The 26,443-nt window shown below is 69.4% G+C and carries 28 protein-coding genes; 7 read left to right on the top strand and 21 right to left on the bottom strand.

Annotation, left to right across the window (positions count from 1 at the left end; genetic code table 11):
* Positions 1 to 25: 25 nt before the first annotated feature.
* From ACQPYZ_RS31430 to ACQPYZ_RS31480, 11 genes are read right to left on the bottom strand one after another with little or no spacing between them, the layout of a single operon-like run.
* Entirely contained in the window at positions 26 to 751 is a 726-nt protein-coding gene (locus ACQPYZ_RS31430; protein WP_433162457.1) for a hypothetical protein, read from the bottom strand.
* Positions 751 to 1,221, bottom strand: a complete 471-nt coding sequence (locus ACQPYZ_RS31435) for a hypothetical protein (RefSeq protein WP_433162460.1) — start codon at positions 1,219 to 1,221, stop codon at positions 751 to 753. The genes ACQPYZ_RS31430 and ACQPYZ_RS31435 overlap by 1 nt, the downstream gene beginning before the upstream one ends.
* Positions 1,222 to 1,247: 26 nt before the next feature.
* Entirely contained in the window at positions 1,248 to 2,540 is a 1,293-nt protein-coding gene (locus ACQPYZ_RS31440; protein ID WP_433162462.1) for an MCE family protein, read from the bottom strand.
* Positions 2,537 to 3,754, bottom strand: coding sequence for an MCE family protein (locus ACQPYZ_RS31445; RefSeq protein ID WP_433162464.1), 1,218 nt, complete (start codon positions 3,752 to 3,754; stop codon positions 2,537 to 2,539). Before ACQPYZ_RS31445 ends, ACQPYZ_RS31440 begins: the two co-directional genes overlap by 4 nt.
* Positions 3,751 to 4,938 (bottom strand): MCE family protein, encoded by a 1,188-nt coding sequence (locus ACQPYZ_RS31450; RefSeq protein ID WP_433162466.1) that lies wholly within the window; start codon positions 4,936 to 4,938, stop codon positions 3,751 to 3,753. Before ACQPYZ_RS31450 ends, ACQPYZ_RS31445 begins: the two co-directional genes overlap by 4 nt.
* A complete protein-coding gene (locus tag ACQPYZ_RS31455; protein WP_433162468.1) occupies positions 4,938 to 5,951 on the bottom strand; it encodes an MCE family protein in 1,014 nt (337 codons plus the stop codon). Before ACQPYZ_RS31455 ends, ACQPYZ_RS31450 begins: the two co-directional genes overlap by 1 nt.
* Positions 5,948 to 6,982, bottom strand: coding sequence for an MCE family protein (locus ACQPYZ_RS31460; protein ID WP_433162469.1), 1,035 nt, complete (start codon positions 6,980 to 6,982; stop codon positions 5,948 to 5,950). Before ACQPYZ_RS31460 ends, ACQPYZ_RS31455 begins: the two co-directional genes overlap by 4 nt.
* Entirely contained in the window at positions 6,979 to 8,295 is a 1,317-nt protein-coding gene (locus ACQPYZ_RS31465) for an MCE family protein (RefSeq protein WP_433162470.1), read from the bottom strand. Before ACQPYZ_RS31465 ends, ACQPYZ_RS31460 begins: the two co-directional genes overlap by 4 nt.
* Before the next feature lie 4 nt (positions 8,296 to 8,299).
* Positions 8,300 to 9,130 (bottom strand): MlaE family ABC transporter permease, encoded by an 831-nt coding sequence (locus ACQPYZ_RS31470; protein WP_433162472.1) that lies wholly within the window; start codon positions 9,128 to 9,130, stop codon positions 8,300 to 8,302.
* A gap of 1 nt (position 9,131) precedes the next feature.
* Positions 9,132 to 9,905: an MlaE family ABC transporter permease gene (locus ACQPYZ_RS31475; RefSeq protein WP_132216138.1), complete on the bottom strand. Its 774-nt coding sequence runs from the start codon at positions 9,903 to 9,905 to the stop codon at positions 9,132 to 9,134.
* Positions 9,902 to 10,849, bottom strand: coding sequence for an ABC transporter ATP-binding protein (locus ACQPYZ_RS31480; RefSeq protein ID WP_433162474.1), 948 nt, complete (start codon positions 10,847 to 10,849; stop codon positions 9,902 to 9,904). The genes ACQPYZ_RS31475 and ACQPYZ_RS31480 overlap by 4 nt, the downstream gene beginning before the upstream one ends.
* Before the next feature lie 298 nt (positions 10,850 to 11,147).
* On the opposite strand from ACQPYZ_RS31480, the gene ACQPYZ_RS31485 reads away from it, so the two are divergent.
* On the top strand, positions 11,148 to 12,611 hold the full coding sequence (locus tag ACQPYZ_RS31485; RefSeq protein ID WP_433162475.1) for a PhoX family protein: 1,464 nt from the start codon (positions 11,148 to 11,150) through the stop codon (positions 12,609 to 12,611).
* Complete coding sequence (locus ACQPYZ_RS31490; RefSeq protein WP_433162476.1) at positions 12,604 to 13,095, top strand: phosphatase PAP2 family protein; 492 nt, start codon at positions 12,604 to 12,606, stop codon at positions 13,093 to 13,095. The genes ACQPYZ_RS31485 and ACQPYZ_RS31490 overlap by 8 nt, the downstream gene beginning before the upstream one ends.
* 48 nt (positions 13,096 to 13,143) lie before the next feature.
* Here the strand turns inward: ACQPYZ_RS31490 and rplL are convergent, their stop codons facing one another.
* The 4 genes from rplL to ACQPYZ_RS31510 all read right to left on the bottom strand — a co-directional run bounded on the left by rplL (position 13,144) and on the right by ACQPYZ_RS31510 (position 16,425).
* Positions 13,144 to 13,533 (bottom strand): 50S ribosomal protein L7/L12, encoded by a 390-nt coding sequence (gene rplL / locus ACQPYZ_RS31495; RefSeq protein ID WP_433162478.1) that lies wholly within the window; start codon positions 13,531 to 13,533, stop codon positions 13,144 to 13,146.
* Between the two features lie 64 nt (positions 13,534 to 13,597).
* Complete coding sequence (rplJ, locus tag ACQPYZ_RS31500) at positions 13,598 to 14,212, bottom strand: 50S ribosomal protein L10 (RefSeq protein ID WP_433162479.1); 615 nt, start codon at positions 14,210 to 14,212, stop codon at positions 13,598 to 13,600.
* Between the two features lie 210 nt (positions 14,213 to 14,422).
* A complete protein-coding gene (locus tag ACQPYZ_RS31505) occupies positions 14,423 to 15,595 on the bottom strand; it encodes an MFS transporter (protein ID WP_433162480.1) in 1,173 nt (390 codons plus the stop codon).
* Positions 15,592 to 16,425 carry an IclR family transcriptional regulator gene (locus ACQPYZ_RS31510; protein ID WP_433162482.1) on the bottom strand — a complete coding sequence of 278 codons (834 nt, stop codon included), beginning with the start codon at positions 16,423 to 16,425 and terminating at the stop codon, positions 15,592 to 15,594. Before ACQPYZ_RS31510 ends, ACQPYZ_RS31505 begins: the two co-directional genes overlap by 4 nt.
* An 87-nt stretch (positions 16,426 to 16,512) precedes the next feature.
* On the opposite strand from ACQPYZ_RS31510, the gene ACQPYZ_RS31515 reads away from it, so the two are divergent.
* Positions 16,513 to 17,367 carry a fumarylacetoacetate hydrolase family protein gene (locus tag ACQPYZ_RS31515; protein ID WP_433162485.1) on the top strand — a complete coding sequence of 285 codons (855 nt, stop codon included), beginning with the start codon at positions 16,513 to 16,515 and terminating at the stop codon, positions 17,365 to 17,367.
* On the opposite strand, the gene ACQPYZ_RS31520 is transcribed toward ACQPYZ_RS31515, so the two are convergent.
* Genes ACQPYZ_RS31520 through ACQPYZ_RS31540 form a run of 5 tightly spaced genes read right to left on the bottom strand, consistent with a single transcriptional unit; the run spans position 17,339 to position 20,253 of the window.
* Complete coding sequence (locus tag ACQPYZ_RS31520) at positions 17,339 to 17,791, bottom strand: type II toxin-antitoxin system VapC family toxin (protein WP_433162487.1); 453 nt, start codon at positions 17,789 to 17,791, stop codon at positions 17,339 to 17,341. The two genes, ACQPYZ_RS31515 and ACQPYZ_RS31520, sit on opposite strands and share 29 nt — an antisense overlap.
* Positions 17,781 to 18,050, bottom strand: a complete 270-nt coding sequence (locus ACQPYZ_RS31525; RefSeq protein ID WP_433162488.1) for a prevent-host-death protein — start codon at positions 18,048 to 18,050, stop codon at positions 17,781 to 17,783. The genes ACQPYZ_RS31520 and ACQPYZ_RS31525 overlap by 11 nt, the downstream gene beginning before the upstream one ends.
* Before the next feature lie 48 nt (positions 18,051 to 18,098).
* Positions 18,099 to 18,503, bottom strand: a complete 405-nt coding sequence (locus ACQPYZ_RS31530; RefSeq protein ID WP_433162489.1) for a RidA family protein — start codon at positions 18,501 to 18,503, stop codon at positions 18,099 to 18,101.
* Between the two features lie 14 nt (positions 18,504 to 18,517).
* The gene (locus ACQPYZ_RS31535) at positions 18,518 to 19,252 is read right to left on the bottom strand and encodes an IclR family transcriptional regulator (RefSeq protein WP_433162491.1); all 735 of its coding nucleotides are present in this window, start codon (positions 19,250 to 19,252) and stop codon (positions 18,518 to 18,520) included.
* Positions 19,249 to 20,253, bottom strand: a complete 1,005-nt coding sequence (locus ACQPYZ_RS31540) for a sugar kinase (protein ID WP_433162492.1) — start codon at positions 20,251 to 20,253, stop codon at positions 19,249 to 19,251. The genes ACQPYZ_RS31535 and ACQPYZ_RS31540 overlap by 4 nt, the downstream gene beginning before the upstream one ends.
* A 117-nt stretch (positions 20,254 to 20,370) precedes the next feature.
* Between ACQPYZ_RS31540 and ACQPYZ_RS31545 the strand changes: the two genes are divergently transcribed.
* From ACQPYZ_RS31545 to ACQPYZ_RS31560, 4 genes are read left to right on the top strand one after another with little or no spacing between them, the layout of a single operon-like run.
* Entirely contained in the window at positions 20,371 to 21,681 is a 1,311-nt protein-coding gene (locus ACQPYZ_RS31545; protein WP_433162494.1) for an amino acid deaminase, read from the top strand.
* A 1-nt stretch (position 21,682) separates the two neighbouring features.
* Entirely contained in the window at positions 21,683 to 23,377 is a 1,695-nt protein-coding gene (locus ACQPYZ_RS31550) for an N-acyl-D-amino-acid deacylase family protein (RefSeq protein WP_433162495.1), read from the top strand.
* Positions 23,378 to 23,389: 12 nt separating this feature from the next.
* Entirely contained in the window at positions 23,390 to 24,019 is a 630-nt protein-coding gene (locus ACQPYZ_RS31555) for a bifunctional 4-hydroxy-2-oxoglutarate aldolase/2-dehydro-3-deoxy-phosphogluconate aldolase (protein WP_433162497.1), read from the top strand.
* Complete coding sequence (locus ACQPYZ_RS31560; protein WP_433162499.1) at positions 24,016 to 25,203, top strand: mandelate racemase/muconate lactonizing enzyme family protein; 1,188 nt, start codon at positions 24,016 to 24,018, stop codon at positions 25,201 to 25,203. The genes ACQPYZ_RS31555 and ACQPYZ_RS31560 overlap by 4 nt, the downstream gene beginning before the upstream one ends.
* Here ACQPYZ_RS31560 and ACQPYZ_RS31565 read toward each other — a convergent pair.
* Entirely contained in the window at positions 25,186 to 26,301 is a 1,116-nt protein-coding gene (locus ACQPYZ_RS31565) for a hypothetical protein (RefSeq protein ID WP_433162500.1), read from the bottom strand. The genes ACQPYZ_RS31560 and ACQPYZ_RS31565 overlap by 18 nt on opposite strands.
* Positions 26,302 to 26,443 lie beyond the last annotated feature (142 nt).

The following is a 26,443-nucleotide window of genomic DNA, read 5'->3' on the forward strand; positions in this document are numbered from 1 at the left end:
CACCCTCTCCGGAGTCACAAAGAGACTACAGCCCGGCAATCTCCTGGACCAGCCATTGATCGCCGTTTCGGACCATCGTGAACCGGGTCCGGTTGAGATCCACGCGAGGCTTACCCTCCGTGATCGTGCTCGTGGTCGTCTGGTTGACGAAGATGACCAGCGTGACCCGGTCGGCGTCGCCATCGCGGACCCCGACGTCGCGCACCTCGGCCCGGACCGTCGCCTTGGTCTTGGTGGCCAGCTCGCCGGCCACCTTGGCGGTCTCGTCGAACTTTCCGGCGAACTCCGGGGTCATCGTCGCCCGGGCCGCCGCGAAGCTTTTGTCCAGGTCACGGTAGTCGTAGCTGAGCGCGGTCTCGGCCGCTTTCCGGCCGGCCGCGGCGGCCTGGTCGCGGGCGTCCTCGGCCTGCTTGCCCTGCCACGCCTTGACCCCGAGCACCACCGCGAAGGTCAGCACCAGGACGACGAGTACGCCGAGCAGCGCCGACAGCACACCACCGAGCGAGCGACGCCGTTCATCACTCTCGGTAGCCGTCGAGGGCTCCTCGGGCGTGTCCCCAGAGGTCTCCGGAGCCTCGGGTGTGGCCGGGGTCACGTCCTCGGCGACCGGTTCCGAGGCCTTCGTTGTCACCTCGACCGGCTCGTCGACCGTCGTTTCGGCCGACACCGGGGTGTCCGTTCCAGCCGACACCGGGGTCGGCGTACGGCGCTGGCCGGCGATGCGGGGGCGGTTGCGGGAGCGGTCCGGCATCAGCCCACCGCCTGCAGGTCGGCCGTCAGCCAGCGGTCGTCCTCCCGGACCAGGTCCAGCTTGATCCGGTAGCGCCGCTGCACGCCCTCGGTCGAGGCCGTGTTCGTCACCACCGCGTCCACGATCACCAGGACCTGGGCGGAGTCCTTGTCGTTCGAGACCACCGCGGCCTCCTTCACGTCGCCCTTGGAGGTCGCCTTGTTGGTCTGCACCTGCGCCTTCACCACCGTCAGCCCGGCCTGGAACTCCTGCTTGAACTGCCCGGTCGAGTCGTCGAGCACGCGCTTGGTGTCGGCGTCCCAGGTCTTGTAGTCGTACGTCGTGAAGTCGAGCGCCAACTGCCGTCCGGCCTTCATCGCGCCCTCGCGCTGCGCCTTGTCCTCGCTCTGCCGGTGCAGCGCGACGATCGACAGGGTCGCGCCGACCAGGGCGACGACGAGCAGGACGCTCAGCGCCCACGCCAGGATCACGGGGCCACGCTTGGTCTTACCAACAGTCACTTGCCGGTCACCGGTCCGAGGATCAGGGCTTTCCAGGAGTCGCTGCCGAGCAGGTCGGCCTGGCCGCCGGTCGAGCCGAGCACCAGCTCCGGCATCCCGCCGGAACCACCCGCCCGCCCGGTCGCCGGATCGTAGCCGACGCCGTACCCGGTGCGGTTGCGGTCCTCGCGGGAGGACGGGCTCGGCTTGTTCTGGGCACCGCGGACGTTCACGCCGGTCGACGGGTCCGCGGTGCAGCCCGCCTTGCTGTTGGCGGCCTTATTCGTGGTGTCCTGCGGGATCCGCTTGCTGGTCCCGCCGTACCCGGCCCGGCAGGCGGCCGGCGAGAGGCCGAGCACCAGGCCGAAGTGGGCGTCGTAGTGGCCGGTGTTCCTGTCCTTCGCCGGGACGACGTACCCGCCCATCGAGACCGCCGGGTAGACCACCAGCAGCTGCTCGACGGCGTCCAGGCGGACGGCGGTCAGCTCGCTCACCGTCAGCAGGTTACCGAGCAGCACCGCGATGTCCGCGCGGTTCTCGCTGATCAGGGCGGTGACCTGCGCGGAGGCACCGGAGCCCTGGTCGATCACCTGACGGATCTCGGCATCGGAGCTGACCAGGGTGTCGGACAGCAGGGCGAGGTTCTTCGCCCAGGTTTTGATCGCGTCCCCGCTGGCGACCTGGGTGGCCAGCACGGTGTCGCCGTCGTTGATCAGCTTGATCGTCTGCAGGATGTTCGCGTCCGCGTCGTCGATCAGCTTGCCGGAGCTGTCGATGATCCTTTGCAGGTCGGTGCCCCGGCCCTTGAGCGCGGCGCCGAGCTCGCGGACGGTGGTCCGCAGGCTCTCCTTGTCGACGGAGTTGACCAGCTGGTCCAGGTTCAGCAGCAGCTCGGTGGTGTCGATCGGGATCGCGGTGTCCTCGCGGGCGATCGTCGAGTTGTCCTTCAGGTACGGGCCGCCGTCACGCCGCGGCTGCAGGTCGACGTACTGCTCCCCGATGGCGGACCGGTTCGCGACCACCGCGAGCAGGTCGTTCGGAATCTTCACGCCCTTGTCGATGTCCAGGTCGACCTCGACGCCGTCGGACAGCAGCGTCAGCTCGCCGACCCGGCCGACCGGCTGGCCGCGGTACGTCACCTCGGCGCCGGAGAAGATGCCGCCGGACTCGGCGAAGCTGGCGCTGACGGTGTAGTCGTCGTCGAACAGCAGCTTGTCGATCTGGGCGTACTTGCCGCCCACGTAGGCGATCCCGAGCACGGTGATCAGCAGGAACACCATCAGCTGGATCCGGACCGTTCTGGTGATCACTTCGCCACCCCCGGCATCAGCACCTTGGCCAGCTCCGGGTCGAACCCCGAGCGGTTCAGCTTCGGCGTACACACGGGCAGGCCGAGGATCGTCGTACAGGTGGTCCCCGCCCCGGTCGGCACCGGCAGCGGCGGCAGGCCGTTGCTGGTCGGGTTGTGCACCGGGACGCTGAGCCGGGGAATCGGGACGGATGCCGGACCGACGGTCGGCAGCTCGATCCCGAGCAGGCCCTTCAGCGCCTGCTGGGTGTTCACGTCCAGCGTGATGCCCAGGTTGGTGAAGTCACCCTGGACGGCCTTCGCGGCCGCGTCCGGGAACGGGTAGGTGAACAGCAACTCGAGGGATTTCGGCAGGTTCTCCCCCGCCTCGGCCAGCTTGGTCAGGATCGGGTAGAGCGACTGCAGGTTGGCGACCAGGTCCTTCTGCGAGGCGGTGATCACCCGGGTCGCGGTGTTGCCCAGGGTCGCCAGCGCCTGCAGCGTCTTGACCAGCGCCGCGCGTTGCTTGTCCAGGGTCGCGATCGACTTCGGCAGCGAGTCGATCGCGGTCGCCAGCGTCGCCTTCTGCGCGTTCAGCTTCTTCGCCAGCGCGTCGACCGCGGCGATCGCGGTGACGATCCGCTGCTTGTTCTGGTCCAGGGTGCCGACGAACGTGTTCAGCTGGGTCAGCACGCTGCGGATGGCCGGCTCGTTGCCGGTCAGCGCCTTGTTCAGCTCCTGGGTGATGATCTGCAGCTGGGCCACGCCGCCGCCGTTCAGCAGCAGTGACAGCGCGGACAGGACTTGCTCGACCTCGACGTTGCTGGTCGTCCGCGACAGCGGGATCAGCTCGCCGTTGTCGAGCTTGCCGCGGGGCTGCTCCGACCCGCTCGGCGGCGCGAGCGAGACGAACTTCTCGCCCAGGAGGCTGGTCTGGCGGATCGTCGCGCGCGCGTTGTCCGGCAGCTCGAGGCTCTTCGGCAGGCGGATCCGGACCTTGGCGACGTACCCGTCCAGCCAGACCTTCTCGACCGTGCCGACGGTGACGTCGTCCACCTTCACCGTCGACTTCGGCACCAGGTCCAGTACGTCGGCGAACTCGACCGTGACCGTGTACGACGGCCCCTTGATCTTCGCGCCACCCGGCAACGGCAGCGAGTACACGCTGAAGTCGCACCCGGTCAGCAGCATCGCCATCGCGAGCAGGCCCGCGACGATCGGCGTACGTCGTCTCATCGGACCAGGCCTCCGAGTGTCGGGTCGACCGGGTCGGGGCTGTTCAGTGGTGCCTTGGGTTGCGGGGCCCACGGCGTACCGGCCGGGCCGCCGCTCGCCGGGGCGCCGCCGGTGAGCTGGCTCAGCAGCGGCAACTTGGCGAGGGCGTCGAGGACCGGCTTCAGCGCCGAGCAGGTCGTCAGCGGCTGGTTCGCCTGCCGCAGGAGCGAGCAGATGAACGTCGCCGGGTCGTCCAGCTGGGCCAGGTTCAGCCGCTGGTCGAGCGTCCCGTACTGCGGGTTGTACACGCGGGCCAGGTTGCCGAGCCCGAGCGGCGCCGTGTCCAGGACCTCGGCCAGCGCGGCCTTCTCCTTGACCAGGATCTGCGACAGCTCGGTCGCGCTCGAGATCGTCGTCTTGAGCAGCGCCCGGTTGTCCTTCACGAACGTCGCGACCTCGCCGAGCGCGGTCGCCAGCAGCGACAGCGCCTTGGCCAGGTCCTGGCGTTCGCCGGCCAGAGTGGTCGAGGTGGCGGCGAAGTTGGTGTTGAACTGCCGGACGAGCTGATCGTTCGCGGCCAGCGCGGACACGAACGTCTGCAACTGCCGGATCGTCGCGAACAGGCTCTGCGAGTTGCCCGCCAGCGTCCCGGTCAGCTTGGACACGTCGGTGATGGTCTGGTTCAGCTTCGCGCCCTGGCCGTTCAGGTTCTTCGCCGAGACGTCCAGCAGTCGCGCGAGCGCGCCCTGGTCGTTCGCCCCCTTCGGACCGAGCGCGACGGACAGGTCGTTCAGGCTCTGGTAGATCTGGTCGAGCTCCAGCGGTACGGCGGTCCGGTCGATCGGGATCTCCGCCCCGTCGGCCATCACCTCACCCTTGGAGTACGCCGGGGTGAGCTGCACGTACCGGTCGGCGACGATCGACGGCGCGGCGATCACGGCCTTCGCGGTCGCCGGCACCTTGTGCTCGGCCTCCCACCAGAACTTGACCCGCACGGTCCGCCCGGCCGGAGTGACGCTCTCGACCTCGCCGACCTTGATGCCGAGGATCCGCACGTCCGAGCCGGGGTAGACCGACACCGCACGCGGGAAGTACGCCGTGGCGCTCACCCGCTCCGGGTTCGGCCAGAGCGAGATCACGCTGACCGCGACGATCACCAGGACCACCGCGATCGCGACCAACCGGGACAGCGACGCGACCTTCATCAGCCGCCACCTCCCAGGACCGGCGGCAGCCCGGGAATCGGCACCGGCGGCAACGGGATCTCCGGGACCGGGACCAGGTTCTGCAGGTAGACGTCGAACCACGGGCCGGTGCCGAGGGTGTTGGTGAAGACCCGGACGAACGGCGCCAGCCCGCGGATGCTGGCGTCCAGGTCCTTCTGGTTCTTCAGCAGCACCGCGAGCACGGCGTTCACCTTCTGCAGCGTCGGCGCCAAGTCCTTGCGGTTCTCCCGGACCAGCGCGGTGATCTGGGCGGACAGCTTCTGCGTCGACACCAGCAACTGGTGGATCAGCGCCCGCCGGGCCTGCACCGCCTGGAAGACGGTGTTGCCGTCCTTCATCAGCTTGATCAGCTGCTGGTTGCGATCGGCAAGGACCTTGGTGACCACGTTCGAGTGCTGCAGCAGCAGTTTCAGCTGCTCGTCGCGCTTGGCCACGTTCCGCGACAGCCGGGACAGCCCGGTCAGCGAGGCCTGTACTTCCTCCGGGGTGTTCTTGAACGTCGTCGACAGCGTGTCCAGGGCCTTCGCCAGCTGGGCGGTGTCGATCCGCTCGGTGGTGTTCGCCAGATCGCTGAACGCGTCCACGACGTCGTACGCCGAGATCGTCCGGGCCAGCGGGATCTCGGCGCCGGCCTTCAGCTGACCGTCGCCGGCCGGGTTCAGCTTGAGGTACTTCTGCCCGAGCAGCGTCTTGATCTTCATCTCCGCGCCGGTCTCGTCGCCGAGCTTCACGCCCTTGTCGACCACGAAGTCGACCCGGACGTGCGTGCCCTCGAGCTCGACCGCCCGGACCTGCCCGACCCGGACGCCGGCCACCCGGATCTCGTCCTTCGGCTTCAGCCCGCCGGCCTCGGAGAACTGCGCGGAGTACTTCGTCCCGCCGCCGATCAGCGGCAGGTCCTGCGCCTTGAACGCGGCCAGCATGATCAGCCCGAGCACCGTCAGCCCGACGACGCCGATCGTCACCTGGTTCTGCTCGCGGAAAGGCTTCACTTGGCGCACCTCGCCGAGTTGTTGTCGTAGGCGACCGGGACGCGGGTGCCGGTGGGCAGGTAGACGTTGCCGTCGAAGTTGCACAGGTAGAAGTTGAACCAGGAGCCGTACGACGCGGTCCGGGTCATCGTGTTCAGCTTCTCCGGCATGGTCTGCAGCGTCTTCACCCAGATCGCCTGGGTGTCGTCCAGCGTGGTCGCGACCGCGCGCAGCCGGGCCAGGTCGGCCTTGATCGGCACCCGGGTCTGCTGCAGCAGGCCGGCGGTCTTGGTGTTCAGCGAGTTGATCGAGCCGACCGAGTTCAGGATCGGGTTGATGTCCTGGCTCAGGCCGGTGATGAACTGCTGCAGGTTCACCAGCAGCTGGGAGAAGTTCTGCTGCCGCTGGGAGACGATCTGCAGCGTCGAGGTCAGGTTGGTGATCAGGTCGCCGATCACCTGGTCCGCGTCGGCCAGCGTCGTGGTCAGCGAGGCGGTCCTGGCCAGCAGCGACTCGATCGTGCCGCCCTCGCCCTGCAGCACCTTGATCACCTCGAAGGCGAACTGGTTCACGTCCTTCGGCGTGAGCGCGGTGAACAGCGGCTTGAACCCGTTGAACAGCACCGACAGGTCCAACGCCGGCGCCGTCCGCTCCTTCGGAATGACGCCGTTCGCCTTCAGCCGCTCGCCGCCGCCGACGCCGTCGGTGAGGGCGATGTATCGGTTGCCGACGAGGTTGCGGTAGCGCAGGGTCGCCTTCGTGGACTCGTCCAGGACCTGGTCGGAATCGACGCTGAAGGTCACCATCGCGAGCGTGTCCTGGTAGAGGGCGATCTTGTCGACCTGCCCGACCTTCACCCCCGCGATCCGGATGTCGTCACCCTTGTTCAGCCCCACCGCGTCGGTGAACACCGCCTTGTACTTCGTCGTCGGGGTGAAGCTGATGTTTCCGATCGTCACCGCCAGCAGCGCGGTGGCGACCGTGGTGACCACGACGAAGATCGCCAGCCGGACGGTGTCCAGCGACGTCTTCTTGTCCAGCAGCTTGCTCACTTCAGGTTCACCTGCCCTCCGCGCAGCAACGGCCCGACCATCAGGGTGGTCAGATCCGGTACGTCGGCCGGCGCGACCCCGAGCTCCGGGCCGACGACCGACCCGATCACCTTCTGCTCGGCCGGCGTACCGACGCCCTGGGTGTCCAGGTCGAAGCCGGGAGCGGCCCGGTTGAGCTGCAGGTCGAGCGGGAAGCGCTCGTTCTTGTTGTGGTCGCCGATCACGCCGTCGTCACCGGTGATGTACGGCGCCGGGTTCTCCTGGGTGTACGGCCCCGGCTTCTCCCCCGGGTGGCTGTAGTTCTTGCCGACGCAGGTCGGGCCGCGGCGGTCCTTGTACGCCGGCAGCTCGTTCGGCTCGTACGGCGTCGGCTGGTTGGTGATCAGCTCGAGGTTGATGTTCAGCCGGCCGTCGCGGAAGGTGTCGTTCAGGATCGGCGCGGTCTCGGTCATCACCTTGAGGAAGCACGGGAACTCGGGCGAGTAGCGCTCCAGCAGGTCCAGCACCGGCTTGCTCACCTCGCCGAGGCGGATCACCCGGTTCTCGTTCTCCTTCAGGAACACGTTCGTCGTGCCCGACAGCTTCTGGACGTCGACGAAGAACTTCTGCAGCTGGACCTGCTTCTCCACCACCGTGTTCCCGGTGACGGTCAGGTTCCGCAGCGCGCGGACGAGATCCGGCGTCGCGTCGCCGTACAGCTGGGAGACCTGGGTCAGCTTGGTGAGCGCGGCCATCAGCTTCGGGACGTTCGGGTTCAGCTTCTTCAGGTACGCGTCCAGCTGGGTCAGCGTGCTCGCGATCTCCGTGCCGCGGCCCTCGAGGGCGGTGGCCAGCGTGTTCAGGGTGGCGTTCAGGTCGGCCGGGTCGACCGCCTGCAGCAGCGGCAGGGCATCGTTCAGGACCTTCTCGATCTCGATGCCGACCGCGGTCTTGTCCCGCGAGATGACGTCACCGGCCCGGATGTGCCGGCCCTGCGACCCGCTCGGCGGGACCAGCGCGACGTACTTCTCCCCGAACAGCGTCTTCGGCAGGATCCGGGCGCTCACCGCGCTGGAGATCTGGGACACCTGCTCCGGCTTCAGCGACAGCTGCACGGTCGCTTCGTCGCCGTCGGTCGAGACCCCGCGGACCTCGCCGACGATGATGCCGCGCAGCTTCACGTCCGCGTGCTCGTTCAGCTGCAGGCCGATGTGGCTGGTCTTCAGCTGCACGTCGACCGTCTCGGTGAAGACCTTGGCGTAGAACGCGTAGGTCAGCCAGAGCAGGAAGCACAGCACCCCGATGAAGGCGACACCCAACACTCGTCTGGTCATGGCGTCACCCCGCCAGCCTGACCGTGGTCGTCGTACCCCAGATCGCCATCGACAGCAGCAGGTCGACGACGTTGATCACGACGATCGACGTCCGGACGGCGCGGCCGACGGCGACGCCCACCCCGGCCGGACCGCCGGTCGCGTGGTAGCCGTGGTAGCAGTGCACCAGGATGACCAGGACCGCGAACACCAGCACCTTCCCGAACGACCACAGCACGTCGCCGGGTGGCAGGAAGAGATGGAAGTAGTGGTCGTACGTGCCCGTACTCTGCCCGTAGAACGTGGTCACGGTGAGCCGGGTGGCGAAGTACGACGCGAGCAGGCCGACGACGTACAGCGGGACGACCGCGATCAGGCCGGCGATGATCCGGGTGGTGACCAGGAACGGCAGCGACGGGATCGCCATCACCTCGAGGGCGTCGATCTCCTCGCTGATCCGCATCGCGCCGAGCTGCGCGGTGAAGCCGCAGCCGACGGTCGCGGCCAGCGCGATACCGGCGATCAGCGGGCCGATCTCGCGGGTGTTGATGTAGGCGCTGACGAAGCCGGCGAAGGCCGACGTACCGATCTGGTTCAGCGCCGAGTAGCCCTGCAGGCCGACCTCGGTGCCGGTGAAGAAGGCCAGGAACGTGATCACGCCGACCGTGCCGCCGATGACCGCGAGCGCCCCGGTGCCGAGCGTCACCTCGGCCAGCAGGCGGAGGATCTCCTTGCGGTACCGGGTGATCGACTTGCCCGACCAGGCCAAAGCCTTGAGGTAGAACGCGAGCTGCTCGCCGAGCTTGTCGAGCGAGCTCAGCGGCTTCTTGACCAGGGTTTCCACCAGGGCCGGCACGTCACGCCCCCTTCGGCGGGACGAGCTGGAAGTAGATCGCGGTCATCGAGAAGTTCGCGACGAACAGCAGCATGAACGTGATCACGACGGACTGGTTCACCGCGTCGCCGACGCCCTTCGGCCCGCCGCCCGCGTTCATCCCCTTGTACGACGCGACGACCGCCGCGATGAACCCGAACACCAGGGCCTTCGCCTGGCCCTGCCACAGATCGGGCAGGTGCGCGAGCGCGGTGAAACTCGCGATGTAACTGCCGGGGGTGCCGTCCTGCAGGACGACGTTGAAGACGTAGCCGCCCATCACGCCGACCACGCTGACGAACCCGTTCAGGAAGAACGCGACCAGCATCGTCGCCAGCACCCGCGGCACCACCAGCCGCTGGATCGGGTCGATGCCGAGCACCATCATCGCGTCCAGCTCCTCGCGGATCTTCCGCGCGCCGAGGTCGGCACAGATCGCCGACCCGCCGGCCCCGGCGATCAGCAGCGCGGTCGCGATCGGCGACGCCTCCCGGACCACGGCCAGTACTGCGGCCGACCCGGTGAAGGCCTGCGCGCCGAACTGCTTGATCAACCCGCCCACCTGCAACGCGATCACGGCACCGAACGGGATCGCGACCAGCGCGGTCGGGATGATCGTCACGCTGGCCACGAACCACGCCTGCTGGAGGAACTCCCTCAGCTGGAACGGACGGCGTACCGACGCCCGCGCGGTGTCGAGCGCGAACGAGAACAGCGAGCCGGCATGCTTCAGCGGGGCGGTGGCAGAAACCGTCACGTGGCCCCCACGACATCGGGGGCGAAGGAACCCGGGGGCGGGGTGACGCCGTTCTCGCGGCACCACTCGCCGGGCGGGCGCTGGGTCGGCCGGATCACGCCGCTGCTCGGCAGCTGCTGCACCGGGATCGGCGGCAGCGGCGGCAGCTCCTGGTCGGCCTCGCGGGCCAGCTCGTCGGCGTCCTTCTCCTCGGACATGCCGATCGGCCCGACCCGCTGCGCGTTCAGGAACTGGCGGACCACCGGCTCCTCGCTGGACAGCAGCATCTCCCGCGGCCCGAACATCGCCAGGTGCCGGTGGTACAGCAGGCCGATGTTGTCCGGCACGGTGCGCGCGGTGTTGATGTCGTGGGTGACGATCAGGCAGGTCGCCTGGGTCATCTCGTTCAGGTCGATGATGAGCTGGTTGAGGAACGCCGTACGCACCGGGTCCAGCCCGGAGTCGGGCTCGTCGAACAGCAGGATCTCGGGCTCGAGCACGAGCGCGCGGGCCAGGCCGGCCCGCTTGCGCATCCCGCCGGAGATCTCGCCCGGCAGCTTCCGCTCGGCACCGACCAGGCCGACCATCTCCATCTTCTCCATCACGATGGAACGGATCTCGGCCTCGGACTTCCTCGTGTGCTCCCGCAGCGGGAAGGCGACGTTGTCGTAGAGGTTCATCGAGCCGAACATCGCGCCGTCCTGGAACAGCACGCCGAACAGCTTGCGGACCTCGTACAGCTGCCGCTCGGAGCAGGTGGCGATGTCGGTGCCCTCGATGTGGACGTGACCCTTGTCCGGCTTGAGCAGACCGATCAGCGTCTTCAGGAAAACGGACTTCCCGGTGCCGGAAGGGCCCAGCATCACGCAGATCTCACCCGCGGGCAGCGTCAGGGACACGTCGCCCCAGATCAGCTGCTTTCCGAAGGACTTCGTCAGACCTTCGACACGGACTTCTACGCCCACCGGTCCTCCTCACGGGATTGAGCTGGCCCCGAACCGACGACGTTCTGCCGTGTCCAACGACGGGGCAGTGGCCTAGGTTACGCACGAGTACGGTTTTGCGTAACCCCCGCATGTCAAGCGACGGTGACCAGTTCGTCACGCTCCGGTCACGTCGATCACGATGCGTTGATCGGTGGACACGATGTGCTGATCGCATGCGGCTCCGGTGATCCTAGCGGTAGCGCGAGACCTGTCCCGACCGCGACCCGAAAGTTAGCGTCGATCAGAGGTAACGCAGCGGTCGAGGAGGGCAGGGCGGATGAGCATCGAACGACGTACCTTCCTGAAGGGAAGCGCAGCCGTCGCGGGCGGCGTACTCGCCGGCGGACCGTTCCAGGGATTCGTGGCCGCCGAGGCCGCGGCCACCCCACCGGGTCACCGGCCCTCGCCGCGGCTGCAGGCGATCCCGGACCTGCGCGACGGCAACGTCCGGCTGCACCTGCCGAAGGGCTTCGCCTACCGCTCCTTCCACGACACCGAGTTCCCGGTCGTGCTGACCGACGGCACCACCCTGCCCGGCCGGCACGACGGCATGGGCGCGTTCAGGCGGCGCAACGGCAACGTCGTACTGGTCCGCAACCACGAGCTGAACAACCCCGGTCCGCCCTTCGGGCCGGGGACGCCGTACGACGCGATGGCGCAGGGCGGGACCACGACGGTCGAGGTGACCCGCTACGGCCAGGTGGTCGAGGCGTACACCAGCCTGAACGGCACGATGATGAACTGCAGCGGCGGCATCATGCCCTGGGGCAGCTGGATCACCTGCGAGGAGACGGTGAACGGGCCGGACGTCGGCCCGGACTTCACCGGCACGCCGAACCTTCCGCTGACCAAGCCGCACGGGTTCGTGTTCGAGGTGCCGGCCCGTGGTCAGTCGGACCGCGAGCCGATCACGCACGCCGGCCGGTTCGCGCACGAGGCCGTGTCCTTCGACCCGAAGGACGGCTACCTCTACCTGACCGAGGACAACTTCGCGTTCCCGTCCGGGTTCTTCCGCTACCGGCCGCCGCGGCACCCGATGAAGACCAGGCGCATCCTCGACGGCGGCCGCCTGCAGATGCTGGCCGTCAAGGGCCGCCCGAACCTGAACCTCGCCGCCGAGCAGCCGCGGCGGGCGACGTATGACGTCCACTGGGTCGACATCGACGACCCGGCGCCGACCTTCCCGTACACCCCGGGCCAGCCCGCGCCGACGACGAACGACCAGGCGCTCGTGTACGTCGGCGACCAGGGTCGCGCGCAGGGAGCGGCGTACTTCTCCCGGCTGGAGGGACAGGTGTACGACGACAACGTCGTGTACTTCACGTCGACCCAGGGAGGTGGCCCGGCCGAGACCGGTCCCGACGCGGTCGGTGGCTACGGCAACGGCTTCGGGCAGGTGTGGGCGTATCACACCCGGGCGCGGAAGCTGCAGCTGATCTACCAGTCGCCGAACCGGGAGACGCTGGACTTCCCGGACAACGTGACGACCAGCAAGCGCGGCACGCTGGTGCTCTGCGAGGACAACGTCGACGACAACTACCTGCGCGGTCTGTCCCGGGGTGGTCAGCTGTGGGACATCGCGCTGAACCGGCTCACCAGCAGCACCGGGGTGCCCCGCTTCAACGACGAGTTCGCCGGGTCGACGTTCAGTCCGGACGGGCACACGCTGTTCGTGAACATCCAGGCCAGTCGGGGGATGACGTTCGCTATCTGGGGGCCGTGGCATCGCATCGGTGTCTGAGCAGGACGTTCTGAGCTGGCTGCACGACGACTCGGCGGCCGCCCGGGCGGTCAGTGACGCGACCGAGTTGGCGCCGCTCGCGGTGGCCGGGGGCGTCGTACTGCTCGTGCTTCTGGTCCGGCAGCGATGGCGGGATGCAGTGTTCTTGACGGTCGGCGTCGGTGTGGTGTGGGCGGTGAACCCGCTGCTGAAGCGGGTCTTCGAACGGTCGCGGCCGGACCTGTGGCCGTTGCCGGCGGACGTGTCGGAGTACAGCTTTCCGAGTGGGCATGCGGCCAACACCGCGGCGCTCGTCGCCGCTCTGGTGCTGCTTCTGCATCGCCGCCTGCCGGCTGGGTTGCTGGGCGCGGTCGTGCTGCTGGTTGCGGGCTGGGCGCAACTCGCACTCGGCCGGCACTATCCGACCGACGTACTCGCGGGCTGGCTGTGGGCGCTCGCGTGGGTGGTGCTGGTCCGGAACGTGACGAAGGGCGGCCCTGGGTAGGACCGCCCTTCGGCGTACTGCTTTGTCGTGCGGCTCACGCCGCACAGGTCACTTCAGGGTGACGGTGGCGCCGGCGCCCTCGAGGGCCTCCTTGGCCTTCTCCGCGGCAGCCTTGTCGACCTTCTCCAGGACGGCCTTCGGGGCCGACTCGACGAGGTCCTTGGCCTCCTTCAGACCAAGGCTGGTGAGACCGCGCACCTCCTTGATGACCTGGATCTTTTTGTCGCCGGCGCTCTCGAGAACGACGTCGAACTCGTCCTGCTCGGCAGCCTCCTCGGCCGGGGCGGCGCCGCCCGCGGCCGGAGCGGCGGCAACGGCGACCGGGGCGGCGGCGGTGACGCCGAACTCCTCCTCGAACGCCTTAACGAACTCCGACAGCTCCAGCAGGGTCAGTTCCTTGAACTGGCCGAGGAGCTCTTCGGTGCTGAGCTTCGCCATGGTGGCGGTCCTTCCTAACTGTGGTACTTCGTGATCACTGATGGGGTACTACGGGTGAGGCGCCTCAGCTGTCCGCTGCGGCGGTCTCCTCGGTGCTCGCCTCGGCAGGTGCCTCGACCGTGTCCTGCACGGCCGGCGCCTCGTCCGCCGCGGGTGCGGCGGCCTCGGCCGGCAGCTTCTCCTGCAGCGCCGCGAACAGGCGCGCGGCCTGCGACAGCGGAGCAGCGAACAGCGACACCGCCTGCTGCGGAGCCGCCTTCATCGCACCTGCGAGCTTCGCGAGGAGAACCTCACGCGACTCCAGGTCAGCGAGCTTGCTGATCTCGTCAGAGCCGAGTGCCTTGCCTTCCAGCACTCCACCCTTGATGACGAGCATGGGGTTCGCCTTGGCGAAGTCACGCAGACCCTTGGCCGCAACCACCGGGTCGCCCTTGATGAAGGCGATGGCCGACGGACCCTCGAGCAGCGAGTCGAACGACTCGACACCCGCGTCCTTGGCCGCGATCTTGGTCAGCGTGTTCTTCACCACGGCGTAGTTCACGTCGTCACCGAGCGCAGTGCGCAGTTGCCGCAGCTGCGCCACGGTGAGCCCGCGGTACTCGGTCAGCACGGCGCCGTTCGAGCTCCGGAACTCGTCCGTGAGCTCGGCGACAGCGGCTGCCTTGTCCGGCCTCGCCATGGGGTCTCCTTCTCTTGGCTTCCACGCCTCGGACCCCTGGCACAAGAAAACGCCCCTGCGCAGGCGCAAGGGCGTGAAACGTACGTACTGCTGTCACACTGTCCAAGTCACCTGCGCGGGCCGCCCACCTGAGTGGGACCTTCAGTCACCCGGAGGCAACAACCAGCGGTCTTCGGCAGCCAACAGTGTGCCTTGCGTACACACCTTTAATCAAATCGACTCCGGATGAGGCGGGATCCAGCGGTGCATGGCGGTCGCCGCGGCCCAGCCGGTAGCAGCCATGATCACGATCGCCGGCCCGAGTCCGAGGACCGCGGTGGCGCCCGCGAGCAGCAGCGGGCCGGCACCGTTCCCGGTGTCCGCGAACAGCCGGAACGCCCCGAGGAACTGCGCGCGCCCGACCGGTGGAGAGGCATCGGCGCCCAGTGTCATGATCACGCCGGCGCCCAGGCCGTTCCCGATTCCCATCAGCAGGGCGACCGCGGTGAGGGTGACGGTCGAGTGGGTGAGCGGCAGCAGCAGATGCGCCAGCCCGAGGACGATCATCGACGGTACGGCGACCCACTTGCGGCCGAGGCGGTCCATGACCGAGCCGGCCGGATAGAACAGCAGCATGTCGACCGCACCGGACAGCCCGAAGATGATGCTGGTCGTCTCCGGATCGAGCCCGATGTGCAGCGCCCAGAGCGGGATCACCACCTGCCGTGACGCCCGGACCGCACCGACGAGCAGTGCGCCGACACCGAGAGTCCGCAGCACCGGCAGGTGTTCGCGGATCACGGTCCACGTCGACTGCGCGGCAACCGGCCGGCTCTCGCGCGTACGTCGTACCGACTCGACGTCGGGCAGGCTGAGCAGAACACCGCAGGCAAGGACCGCGCCCGCCAGATGGACCCAGTAGGCGCCGTCGGTGCCGAGGAAGCGCATTGCGAACGCGCCCAGGAACGGGCCGATGAACGACCCGATCCGCTGGACGCCGCCGAGCGTGGACAGCGCCCGGGCGCGCATCTCGAGCGGGACGACCTCGCTGAGGTACGCCTGCCGGGCCAGCCCCCACACGGCCCCGGCCACCCCGGTGGCGCCGATCGCGATCGCCAGCCCCCAGGCCGTCGGGACCAGCAGACAGGCGACCAGCGCGAGCGCGACCAGGCCGGTCGCGAGAAGCATGGCCCGGCGCTCGCCGATCTTGTTCGTGAGCGCACCGGCCGGGATGTCGCCGATGACCTGACCGAGGCCGGCGGCCGCGACGACCAGGCCGGCGGCGGCGACCGATGCGCCGAGGTGGGTCGCGGACACTGCGACGACCGGCGCGATGGCGCCTTGGCCGATGCCGTAGAGGAGGGCCGGGAGGTAGACGGACGGCGCGATCCGCCAGAGGTTCATCGGACCGACCCGGCCGGCGCGGACGCTCGCGCCGTACAGAGGTCCCGGCTCGCCTCGGTCGCGCCCAGCAGTTCGGACACCGACCACGCGGCCGGGACGATCAGCTCGCCGAGCTCCTCGAGTCGTTCGGGCGCCATCCGCATCTCCGGGCCGGAGATCGACAGGCAGCCGGCGACGTGGCCGGAGTACCCGAAGACCGGCGCCGCGACCGACCGGATGCCCGGGGTGCGCTCCGACAGCGATTTGGCGAACCCGCGGGTCCGGATGTCCGCGAGTTGCGCGGCGAGCACGACGGGATCGGTGATGGTCTGTGGAAGCACCTGCTCGAGCGGCGCCGCGAGCACCGCCGCCTGCCGCTCCCACGGCGAGAACGCGAGCAGCACCTTGCCCGGCGCCCCGAGCGGCAACGGCACCGGGATGCCGAATTCGGTGTACGTACGGCGCAACTGGTGCCGGCTCTCCACCTGGTCGAGGACGACGCGCTCGCCGGTCGGGAGCAACTCGTGCACCGCGGCCGTCTCCTCGGTCTCGTCCCGGAGCTCCCGCAGGACCGGCATCGCGGCGTCCCGCAGGCCGGCCGGGATGCCGCCGCTGTGCGCCAGTTGGGCGACCAGCGGGCCGATCGCGTACCGGCGGTGAGCGGTCTGGCGGATCAGGCCGTTCTCCTGCATGGCCAGCAGCAAACGGTGGACGGTGCTGGTGGACAGGCCGGTCGCGCGGGCCAGATCGCTGATGCCGAGCTCGGGCGTGCGCGCGTCGAAGCACCGCAGGATCGCCACCGCCCGGTCGATCGACTGGACCGACCCACGACGCACCTCCGCTTCCTGCATGGCGAAAGACTATCCCACCATGCGGGAAGCTAGCTTTACGGAACTAGGCTGGCGCGTGCGACCATCCGCAACCTCTCGGAGGACCCCATGTCCGGCACTTTCGTCCAGCTCGCCACTGCCAGGGTTGCCGGAGGCGATGAGCTGGCCGTGCTGGTGGATCCGGACCGCGGCGTGATTCCTGCGGCCGACCTGGGCTACGACGGCGACGCGCTCGCGGTCCTCACCCGGGCGTCATTGAGCGAGCTCGCGGACGCGGCGGCCACCGCGGACTGGCGTGATCCGGCCGGCGTCGAGTTCGTCGCGCCGCACCGGCATCCGCGCAAGCTGTGGGGCATCGGGCTGAACTATCTCGAGCACGCCGGCGACCTGTCCGAGAACGTGCCGACCGAGCCCGCGTCGTTCATGAAGGGCGACCACACGATCATCGGGCCGGGCGACCCGATCCCGGTGCCGTCGCAGAGCCGCCGGACCACGGCCGAGGCCGAGCTCGGGCTGGTGATCGGGCGGGAGTGCTACCAGGTCGAGGAGGACGAGGCGCTCGACTACGTGTACGGCGTCGTGCCGGTGCTCGACCAGACCGCCGAGGACATTCTCGAGCGCAACCCGCGCTTCCTGACCCGGTCGAAGAACTTCCCCGGCTTCTTCTCCTTCGGCCCAACGATCGTCGGCCTCGACGCCGTCCGCGCATACTGGGGCTCACTCGCGGCCGTCGAGGTCTCCACGGTCCTGAACGGGTCGGTCCACCGCAGCAACACCGTCGCCAACATGGCCTTCAGCCCGGCGTTCCTGGTCAGCTTCCACAGCAAGGTGATGCCGCTCTACCCCGGCGACATCATCTCCACCGGCACCCCCGGCGCCACCCCCATCACCCCCGGCGACACCGCCGAATGCCGAATCCCCGGAGTCGGAGTACTCAAGAACCCAGTGACCGCCGGCCGCTGACAGTCACCGGGACGACGGTGAGCAGGTCCTCGAGACCTCTGAAGTCGTCGGGGTTCGTGGTGAACAGCGGAAGTTCCTCGGCCACCGCGATGCTGGCGATCATCAGATCGGCCACCCGCCGGCGCGGCACGCGGCCCGCGGCGACGACCGCCGCGCGGATCCGGCCGTAGATCCGGGCCGCCTCGGCATCGAACGGGATCGGGTCGAACTCGCTCTCCGCGCGCTGCAGGAGATCCGTCCGCCGGGCCCGCTCGGCGTGCTCGTCGTACCCGGCGCCGGCACGGACCTGGTGCGGACCCGCGGAGAGCTCGGCCAGCGTGACGGCCGTGATCGCCATCTCGGCCGGCAGCTCCGCGGGGTCGATCGACTTCCGCAGGATCACGATGTTGGTGTCGAGCAGACCCTGGGCATGGTCAGCGGGCATACGGGTCGTCCGGCTCCTGCTCGGTGAGCGCGTCCTGATCGGCCCGGAAACTGTCCACGGACACCGCCGGTGCCGTGCGGGACATCGCGGCGAACTCGTCCCGCGGGACGAACCGGCGTCGCCTGCGCAGCGGCACCAGCTCGCCGATGCGGTGGCCGTCCCGCGTGACGATGAAGATCTGTCCGCCCTGGACGGCGTCCATGATCTCCCGCGACCGCGTGCGCAGATCGCGCTGGGTGATCTCGGGCAGTCCGTTCATGAAGCCAGCGTACCGCGCTGTAGCACCTGGTGCTACCGCGTGGCACCGTCAGGTCAGGACGGCGAGGGCGTCGATTTCTACCAGCATTTCTTCTTTGGGGAGGCCGGTGAAGACGGTGGTGCGGGCGGGGAGGACGCCGCTGGGGGTGCGGGTAGAGAGGTACTCCTCGTAGGCCTCGTTCATCGCGGTGAAGTGGTCGCGGGTGGTCAGGTAGACGCGCACCATCACCAGGTCGTCGAGGGAAGCGCCGCCGGCGGTGAGGATGGCCTCGACGTTCTGCAGGACGCGGGTGGTCTGGCCCTTCACGTCGTCACCGAAGACGAACTCACCGGTGGCCGGGTCGACCGAGCCCTGGCCGGACACCTGTAGGAGGTTGCCCTTGCGGACCCCCTGCGAGTACACCGGCATCGGCGCGGGGGCGTCGGTCGTGAAGACGGCGGTCTTGTCGGACATCGGCGTCATACCTCTCAGTTGTAGTCGGCACTGATCGCCTTGGCAGTGGCGAGCAGGTCGGGCAGGAGCTCCAGCACCTGCTCGTAGTTCAGCAGTACGTCGGGCACCGAGACGGACACCGCCCCGACCACCCGGCCGTCGTGATCGGTCACGGGTGCGCCGATGCAGTTGATGAAGGACTCGTGCTCGGCCCGGTCCTGCGCCCAGCCCTGCTCCCGGACCGCGTCCAGCTCCGAACGCAGTACGTCGGGATCGGTGATCGTCCGCGGCGTGAAGGCGTGGTAGTCGATCGACGTCAGCAAGGCCTCCCGCTGCCGCTCCGGTTGGGCGGCCAGCAGCACCTTCCCGACCGCGGTGCAGTGCAGCGCGGCGGGTACGCCGATCTGCGAGTACATCCGCACTGATCGCACACTGTCGAGCTTGTCGACGTACACGACCTCACCGTTCTCCCAGGCCGCCAGATGCACGGTCTGCCCGGTCTGCTGGTTCAGCCGCCGCAGGTGCGGCGCCGCGACGGCGCGGACGACGTACTCCTCCCGGGCCGCCTCCGCCAACGCGAACAGCCGCGACCCCAACCGGTAGCGATGCGACTCGTCCCGCCGTACGAACCGGTCCGCCTCCATGGTCCGCAGCAACCGCAGCACCGTCGTCTTGTGTACGTCGAGCTCGGCCGCGAGCTGATCCAGCGACCGGTCGCCCTCCCCCAGACTGGCGAGGATTTGCAGCGCCCTGGCAAGGCTCTGACTCACGGCAGCTTCACGCCCGCCGGACCGACCCGCACGGCGGCCCACTCGTCGTCGGAGCAGTCCAGCAACTTCTGCCGGACAGCAGGGTCCAGCGGCGCGGCGTGGTCCTCGGGCACGGCCAGCACCGCAGCCGCACCCAGGTGCCCGAGCCGCAGCCGCTGCTCCATCGGCAACCCCTGCAGCGTCCCCGCGAGGAAACCGGCCGCGAATGCGTCACCCGCGCCGACCGGCTCGACCACCTCGACACTCAGCGCGGGAACCTCGGTACGACGACCATCCGCCTCCACCACGAGCGCAGTGTGCGCGTCGTCCTTCATCACCAACGTCGACCGCGGTCCCAGCAGTTCACGCAGCTCAGCAGGGTCACTGGTCCCGGCGAAGACCTCAGCCTCGTCAGCTCCGATCAGTACGACGTCGGCCGCCCGGAGCACCCGCCACAACGCCGCCGGGTCCTTGTCCCGCCACAACGCCGGCCGCCAGTTCAGATCGACGCTGAGAACGAAGCCCCGCGACTCACCAGCTAATCGCTCGAGCATCGCGGCCGCCGTGGTCGAGATGGCCGCGGTGATACCGGTCGTGTGCACGAGGTCCGCCCCAGCCAGCCGCGTCCGCACGTCCGGCCGATCCAGGAACGACGGGTCCATCGCCGCCGCGGCCGAGCCGGAGCGGTAGTAGTGCATCCGCGACGTACCGCCCTCGGAGTGCTTCACGTAGAGCGCGGTCGGCCGCTCCGGGTCGAGCTCGACGCCCCCGACCTCGACGCCGCGCGCGCGGAGATCACGCAGGACGTGCCGGCCGAAGCCGTCGTCACCCAGCCGCGAGATCCAGCTCGTGGTGATCCCCAGCGCGGCGAGCCCGCCGGCCACGTTGCACTCGGCGCCGCCGACCGATCGCCGGAACGTCTCGACGTCCTCCAGCGGACCGTCGGCGGCGTCTCCGGTGTCCCTGGTGAGCATGATCATCGCCTCGCCGAGACACAGGGCGCGTGAGACGGCAGCCACCATCGGCGTTCTCCCGGGATGCTTGTCTTTGACGGGAATTCGGCGCGATGCTACAACGGACAGGACAGAATGCGCAATGAGCGTTGCGTATTCTGCAATCAGCGACCACCAGAGGGACAGATGCCCACTTCGTACGATGCCGCCGCTGTCGCCGCACTCGCGGACCAGGAGGTGAGCTGGCGGGACAAGGCTCTCCCGCCTGCGTTCTGGGGGCGGACGGTCGCCGACGTGCTGGCGGACAAGCCCCGGCTTTCACAGCTGCCCACTCCCCTGCTGACGCTGTCGGCGCCCGGGCTGCGGCACAACGTGGACACGCTCGCGCGCTGGTGCGCCAACCACGGTGTCGAGCTGGCTCCGCACGGCAAGACGACGATGGCGCCCGCTCTGTGGGCCATGCAGCTCGAGGCCGGCTCCTGGGCGATCACGCTCGCGAACGGCTTCCAGCTCGGCGTCGCCCGTGCGTACGGCGTGAGTCGCGTGCTGATCGCGAACGCGGTCGTCTCCCCGCTGCAGCTGCGCTGGATCGCGGACGAGTTGGCGGCCGACCCGGCGTTCGAGGTCCTGGTCTGGGCCGACTCGGTCCGCACGGTCGAGCTCATGGAGGCCGCCCGGTCGGCGTACGTCGGCCCGGACGCGCGACCGCTCGACGTCCTGGTCGAGGTCGGCGGACTCGACGGCCGGACGGGCGCCCGGGACGCCGAGACCGCGCTGGCGGTCGCGGAGGCGATCGCCGGAGCGTCCACCTTGCGGCTGGCCGGCGTCGCCGGGTACGAGGGCGCGATCGGCCATGGCGTCGCGGAGGCCGAGCTCGAGACCGTGCGCGCGTACCTGCGGTCGCTCGGCGGTATCCACACCACGCTGCGCAAGAGAGGCTGGTACCACGAGGACGTCGTACCCGTCGTCAGCGCCGGAGGCAGTCAGTACTTCGACGACGTGGCGCGGGTGCTGGCGCCACTCGGTGAGGACGGCGCGCGCGTCGTGCTCCGCTCCGGCGCCTACATCACGCACGACGACGGCATGTACCGCCGGTTGTCACCGCTCGGCGAGGCGCCGCGAACGGACGGGGACCGACTGGTTTCCGCGATGCACGGCTGGGTCCGGATCACCTCCCAGCCCGAGCCCGGGCTGGCGATCTTCGACGCCGGCCGGCGCGACCTGCCGTTCGACCAGGACCTGCCCGAGCCCCAACTGATCCGGCCGCGGTCGGAGGGCGAGCCCGCCCTGGCGGCGGAGGGTATGACCGTGACCAAGCTGAACGACCAGCACGGGTTCCTGCGGTTCGACGGCACTCCGGTGATGGTCGGCGACGAGCTCCGGGTCGGCCTGTCCCACCCGTGTACGGCGTTCGACAAGTGGGGCCTGATCCCGGTCGTGGACGATCCGGACGCCGCCGACCCGGTCGTGGTCGACCTGGTGAGGACCTTCTTCTGAGATGGCCGACCTGCTGATCACGGGGGCCACGGTCCTGGACGGCTCCGGCGCTCCCGGCGTCCGGGCCGACGTAGCCGTCGCGCAGGGCCGGATCGTGGCTATCGGCAACGACCTTCCGGCGGCCCACCGGACCATCGCGGCCGACGGGCTGGTGCTGTCGCCCGGCTTCATCGACATGCACGCTCACTCCGACCTGCAGATCCTGGCGAACCCGGACCACACCGCGAAGGTCAGTCAGGGCGTCACACTGGAGGTCCTCGGTCAGGACGGTCTGTCGTTCGCGCCGATCGACGAGCCGACCCGGGCCACGGTCCGGCGCCAGATCGCCGGCTGGAACGGTGAGCCGGACGACTTCGACTTCTCCTGGTCGACCGTCGGCGGGTACCTCGACCGCCTCGACCAGGGGATCGCGTGCAACGCGGCGTACCTGGTCCCGCAGGGGACGCTGCGGATGATGGTCGTCGGCACGGAGAACCGCCCGGCCACCCGCGCCGAGCTGGACGAGATGAAGCGGCTGCTGGCCGAAGGCTTGCAGCAGGGCGCGGTGGGGATGAGCAGCGGCCTCACCTACACCCCCGGCATGTTCGCGAGCACCGACGAGCTCGTCGAGCTGTGCACGGTCCTCGCGCAGTACGGCGGTTACTACAGCCCGCACCAGCGGTCGTACGGCCAGGGCGCACTGGACGCGTACGGCGAGATGGTCGAGGTCGCCCGCCGATCCGGGTGCGCGCTACACCTCACGCACGCGGTGATGAACTTCGAACCGAACCGCGGCCGCGGCGCGGACCTGGTCGCGATGATCGACAAGGCGCTCGCGAACGGGGTCGACGTCACCACCGACACCTATCCGTATTTGCCTGGAGCAACGACTCTGGCCGCGATCCTGCCGAGCTGGACGGCCGAGGGCGGGCCGGACGCACAACTGGCGCGCTTGCGGGACGTCGAGCTGCGCGCGCGGATCGCGCACGAGCTGGAGTACGTCGGCTCGGACGGCTGCCACGGGTGCGTGGCGGACTGGGACACCATCGAGATCGGCGGTGTGAAGAATCCGGCGCTGGACGGCGTTGTCGGCAAAACGGTCGCTAGGCTGGCAGTTGAAAGCGGAGTGCGGCCGGCCGATGTGTTCTTCGACCTGCTGATCCGCGACAACCTCGCGACCTCGATCCTGCAGCACGTCGGCCACGAGGAGAACGTCCGGGCGATCATGCGGCACCAGAGCCACACCGGTGGCTCGGATGCGATCCTGGTCGGCGCGAAACCGCATCCGCGGGCCTGGGGCACGTTCCCGCGCTACCTCGGCCGGTACGTCCGCGAGCTCGGCGTACTCGAGCTCGCCGACTGCATCCACCACCTCACCGGCCGGCCCGCGCGGCGGCTGCGGCTGCCGGACCGCGGGCTGGTCCGGGAGGGGTACGCCGCGGACCTCGTGCTGTTCGATCCGGAGACCGTGCGCGACACCGCGACGTTCGCCGAGCCCCGGCAGCAGGCCGAGGGCATTCCGTACGTCTTCGTCGACGGCGTCCCCGTCATCGACGACGGCCGCCGTACCGACGCACTCCCCGGCGGCGCCGTCCGCCGGACCGATCCCGGCGGCGCTGCCCGCCGTACTGACTCCGGCGGCGCCGTCCGCCGTTCTGACGCCGGCGGCGCTGTCCGCCGGACCGATCCCGGCGGCGCCGTTCGCCGGACTGTCTAGAGAGGACGCTTCATGCTGGACCTGCTGCGCGCCGACCGGGTCGTGACCGTCGTCCGGGCGCCCGAGATCGGCGACGCCCGCGACCTGTGCGCGGCGTTGGTTGCCGGGGGCATCCACGTCGTGGAGCTGACCTACACCACGCCCGACCTCCCCCGGCACCTCGAACGCGCCGCTTCGACCGCGGCCGAGACCGGTGCGGTGGTCGGCGCCGGCACCGTGCAGACCGGTGCGCAGGCCAAGCAGGCGATCGACGCCGGTGCGCAGTTCCTGGTCACCCCTGGCCAGGGTCCGGAGGCGGGGGCGATCGCCGAGGCGGCGCGCGCCGCCGGGATCCCGCTCGCTCTCGGTGCCCTGACGCCGTCCGAGGTGATGACGGCGCTGGCCCTGGGATCCGACGCGGTGAAGATCTTCCCGGCGCACCAGTTCGGGCCGAAGTACTTCAAAGACCTGAGCGGCCCGTTCCCCGGCGTCCCGCTGATCCCGTCGGGCGGGGTGAACGCCGGCAACGCGCGCGACTTCCTCGCGGCCGGCGCGCTGGCCGTCAGCGCCGGTACGGACGTCGTCTCACCCGCCGACGTGGCCGCGGGCAACTGGCCGGACATCACCGCCAAGGCCGCCGCCTTCTGCAAGGCGTTGCAGTGAGGATCACCGCGATCGAGACGGTCCGTCCACGCATCCAGTCGAACCTGTGCTTCGTCCGGCTGCACACCGACACCGGGCTGACCGGCCTCGGTGAGTCGTTCTTCGGCGCACCGGCGGTGGAGGCTCACGTTCACGAGACCGTCGCGCCGCTGCTCCTCGGCCTGGAGGATCCGGCGCCACAACAGGTCGCGACGCTGCTGTCGCCGTACGTCGGCTATCAGGGCGGCGGCGCCGAACTGCGCGGCAACGGAGCGGTCGACATCGCCTTGTGGGACCTGATCGGTCAGCACACCGGTCTGCCGCTGGCGCGTCTGCTCGGTGGGCCGGTCCGCGATCGCATCCGCACGTACAACACCTGCGCGGGCGGACGCTACATCAGCACGACCACACTGCAGAGCTCGTCGAACTGGGGTCTGCCGGCGGACGCCGGTGAGTACGAGGACCTGTACGCCTTCATGAACCACCCGGCCCGCCTCGCGCGCGAACTGTGGGACGAAGGCACGCGCGGGATGAAGATCTGGCCGTTCGACCGGGCCGCCGAGGAGAGCAACGGCACCGACATCTCGCCGCGGGCGCTCGCGGCGGGTCTCGACATCGTCGCCGCGATCCGTGCCGAGGTCGGGCTCGAGATGGACCTGATGATCGAGTTGCATGGCCTGTGGACCCGGACCGCGGCGGTCAAGATCGCCCGGGCGCTGGCGGAGTTCCGGCCGTTCTGGATCGAGGATCCGCTCCGGCCGGACGCGGCCGACGCGCTCGGCTTCCTGCGCGCGGAGATCGACGTACCGATCGCGACCGGGGAGACCTGCATCGGCCGGCGTGGGTTCCTGCCGCTCTTCCAGCGCGGGGCGGTCGACGTCGCCACGCTCGACATCGGCTGGACCGGCGGCATCACCGAGGCGGTCAAGATCGCCTCACTCGCCGACGCGTACTCGGTCCCGATCGCACCCCACGACTGCACCGGCCCGGTCTCCCTCGCGGTCGCCACCCACGTGGTCTGCAGCCAGCCCAACGGGCTCGTCCAGGAAACCGCCCGGTCCTTCATCCGGACCTGGTACGGCGCTCTGGTCGAAGGCCTCCCGGAGCTGGTGCCCGGCGAGGTGGTGCTACCCACCACGCCGGGCCACGGCGTCCGCCTCCGCGACGACCTGGACGCGGTCGTCCGGCTAACCGATCAGCTCTAGCACCGGCCCTTCATGGAGTGCCCGGTACACCTTGTCGCGTAGTTGGTTCGCCTCTGCGTCGGTGAGCGTCCGGTCCACCGGCCGGAGGACCAGTCTGACCAGCACGTTGCGCTGACCGGGCTGTAGCTGGAGCCGATCACGAGCGCCCGGCGGCAGGTCGTCGTACGACGTCTCACCGAGGACGTCGAGGGACTCCGCGGCGTCGGCGTCGGCTCCGAGTGCGGTGCGGACCTTGTCGCCGAGTGCTTCCGGCGACACGTCGGTGTCCGCGTCGACCACGACCGACAGGTCCCGGCGTACCGGTGGCATCGACGAGACCGGCTTGTACGGCGTGAGGTCGAGCATCTGGCCGGCCACGCGCGGATCCGTTGACCTGAGCAACCGGATGTCGCGGATGCCCTTGCGGAGCATCAGCAGCCGGTCCAGGCCCGGCCCCATCGCCAGACCGGTCCAGCTCTCGTCCAGACCGGCCATGCGGAGGACGTGCGGAGCGGCGACCCCGCACTCACCGATCTCGATCCACTGGTCGTCCAGCAGTACGTCGATCTGCCGGCCGTGGATCGTGTACGGATGGACCGCCGGCACTGTCCGGTACGTCTGACCCGGCAGGACGGTGTCGACGAGCCGGGCGATCATGTCCGCCAACTCGGGCTCTCCGAGCGTGACGTTGCGACTGATCCGCCACAGGTCGAGCTGGTGCGGCGTACCCGTGTGCTGCCAGTCGACCGAGTCGCGGCGGTAGCAGATGCCCGCGCAGACCATCAGTACGTCGGACGACGCCGAGCCGGCCAGCTCACGCAGGGCGGGCGGGATCATCGCCGACGTGTGGCTGCGCAGCACTTCACCGTCGGACGCGTAGCGGGTGTAGCGGGCTTCCCGGGTGACCGCGTCGGCGGCGTACCCGAGGTTGTCGTAGTTGTCGGCCAGCGTGACGACCGGATGGTCGCGTCTGGTCCAGATCTCGGTGTACGGCCAGGCCTGGCCGAGCGCCGTACGGATCGAGTCGACGACGAGCTGGATGGCGTGCGGGCCCTGGGCCGGGTCGGTCAGGTCGCGCAGGGACAGGGCAGCGTGCAGTTCTTCCACAGTGATGGACATGAGGGTTCTCTCCTGGTGACGGTCTCGACGGGGGTCCACCCCGGTCGGCCGCGGTCACCTCAGGAGAGAGCGCAGCAGCAGCTCACCCCGTCGGCACCGTCGTGCCGGCCGGGGCGCAGAAATCGCCGCCCGTACTGCGTCA

Origin of the sequence: Kribbella sp. CA-247076 (assembly GCF_050942445.1) — a bacterium.
GTDB lineage: Bacteria > Actinomycetota > Actinomycetes > Propionibacteriales > Kribbellaceae > Kribbella.

What these genes read in the sequence shown, in the direction of transcription:
- ACQPYZ_RS31430 (WP_433162457.1), bottom strand. Translation starts at nt 751, where the DNA reads ATGCCGGACCGCTCCCGCAACCGCCCCCGCATCGCCGGCCAGCGCCGT.
- ACQPYZ_RS31510 (WP_433162482.1), bottom strand. Translation starts at nt 16,425, where the DNA reads ATGCAGGAAGCGGAGGTGCGTCGTGGGTCGGTCCAGTCGATCGACCGG.
- rplJ (WP_433162479.1), bottom strand. Translation starts at nt 14,212, where the DNA reads ATGGCGAGGCCGGACAAGGCAGCCGCTGTCGCCGAGCTCACGGACGAG.
- ACQPYZ_RS31505 (WP_433162480.1), bottom strand. Translation starts at nt 15,595, where the DNA reads ATGAACCTCTGGCGGATCGCGCCGTCCGTCTACCTCCCGGCCCTCCTC.
- ACQPYZ_RS31555 (WP_433162497.1), top strand. Translation starts at nt 23,390, where the DNA reads ATGCTGGACCTGCTGCGCGCCGACCGGGTCGTGACCGTCGTCCGGGCG.
- ACQPYZ_RS31540 (WP_433162492.1), bottom strand. Translation starts at nt 20,253, where the DNA reads ATGGTGGCTGCCGTCTCACGCGCCCTGTGTCTCGGCGAGGCGATGATC.
- ACQPYZ_RS31565 (WP_433162500.1), bottom strand. Translation starts at nt 26,301, where the DNA reads ATGTCCATCACTGTGGAAGAACTGCACGCTGCCCTGTCCCTGCGCGAC.
- ACQPYZ_RS31515 (WP_433162485.1), top strand. Translation starts at nt 16,513, where the DNA reads ATGTCCGGCACTTTCGTCCAGCTCGCCACTGCCAGGGTTGCCGGAGGC.
- ACQPYZ_RS31465 (WP_433162470.1), bottom strand. Translation starts at nt 8,295, where the DNA reads ATGACCAGACGAGTGTTGGGTGTCGCCTTCATCGGGGTGCTGTGCTTC.
- ACQPYZ_RS31550 (WP_433162495.1), top strand. Translation starts at nt 21,683, where the DNA reads ATGGCCGACCTGCTGATCACGGGGGCCACGGTCCTGGACGGCTCCGGC.
- rplL (WP_433162478.1), bottom strand. Translation starts at nt 13,533, where the DNA reads ATGGCGAAGCTCAGCACCGAAGAGCTCCTCGGCCAGTTCAAGGAACTG.
- ACQPYZ_RS31525 (WP_433162488.1), bottom strand. Translation starts at nt 18,050, where the DNA reads ATGAACGGACTGCCCGAGATCACCCAGCGCGATCTGCGCACGCGGTCG.
- ACQPYZ_RS31445 (WP_433162464.1), bottom strand. Translation starts at nt 3,754, where the DNA reads ATGAGACGACGTACGCCGATCGTCGCGGGCCTGCTCGCGATGGCGATG.
- ACQPYZ_RS31450 (WP_433162466.1), bottom strand. Translation starts at nt 4,938, where the DNA reads ATGAAGGTCGCGTCGCTGTCCCGGTTGGTCGCGATCGCGGTGGTCCTG.
- ACQPYZ_RS31530 (WP_433162489.1), bottom strand. Translation starts at nt 18,503, where the DNA reads ATGTCCGACAAGACCGCCGTCTTCACGACCGACGCCCCCGCGCCGATG.
- ACQPYZ_RS31545 (WP_433162494.1), top strand. Translation starts at nt 20,371, where the DNA reads ATGCCCACTTCGTACGATGCCGCCGCTGTCGCCGCACTCGCGGACCAG.
- ACQPYZ_RS31520 (WP_433162487.1), bottom strand. Translation starts at nt 17,791, where the DNA reads ATGCCCGCTGACCATGCCCAGGGTCTGCTCGACACCAACATCGTGATC.
- ACQPYZ_RS31485 (WP_433162475.1), top strand. Translation starts at nt 11,148, where the DNA reads ATGAGCATCGAACGACGTACCTTCCTGAAGGGAAGCGCAGCCGTCGCG.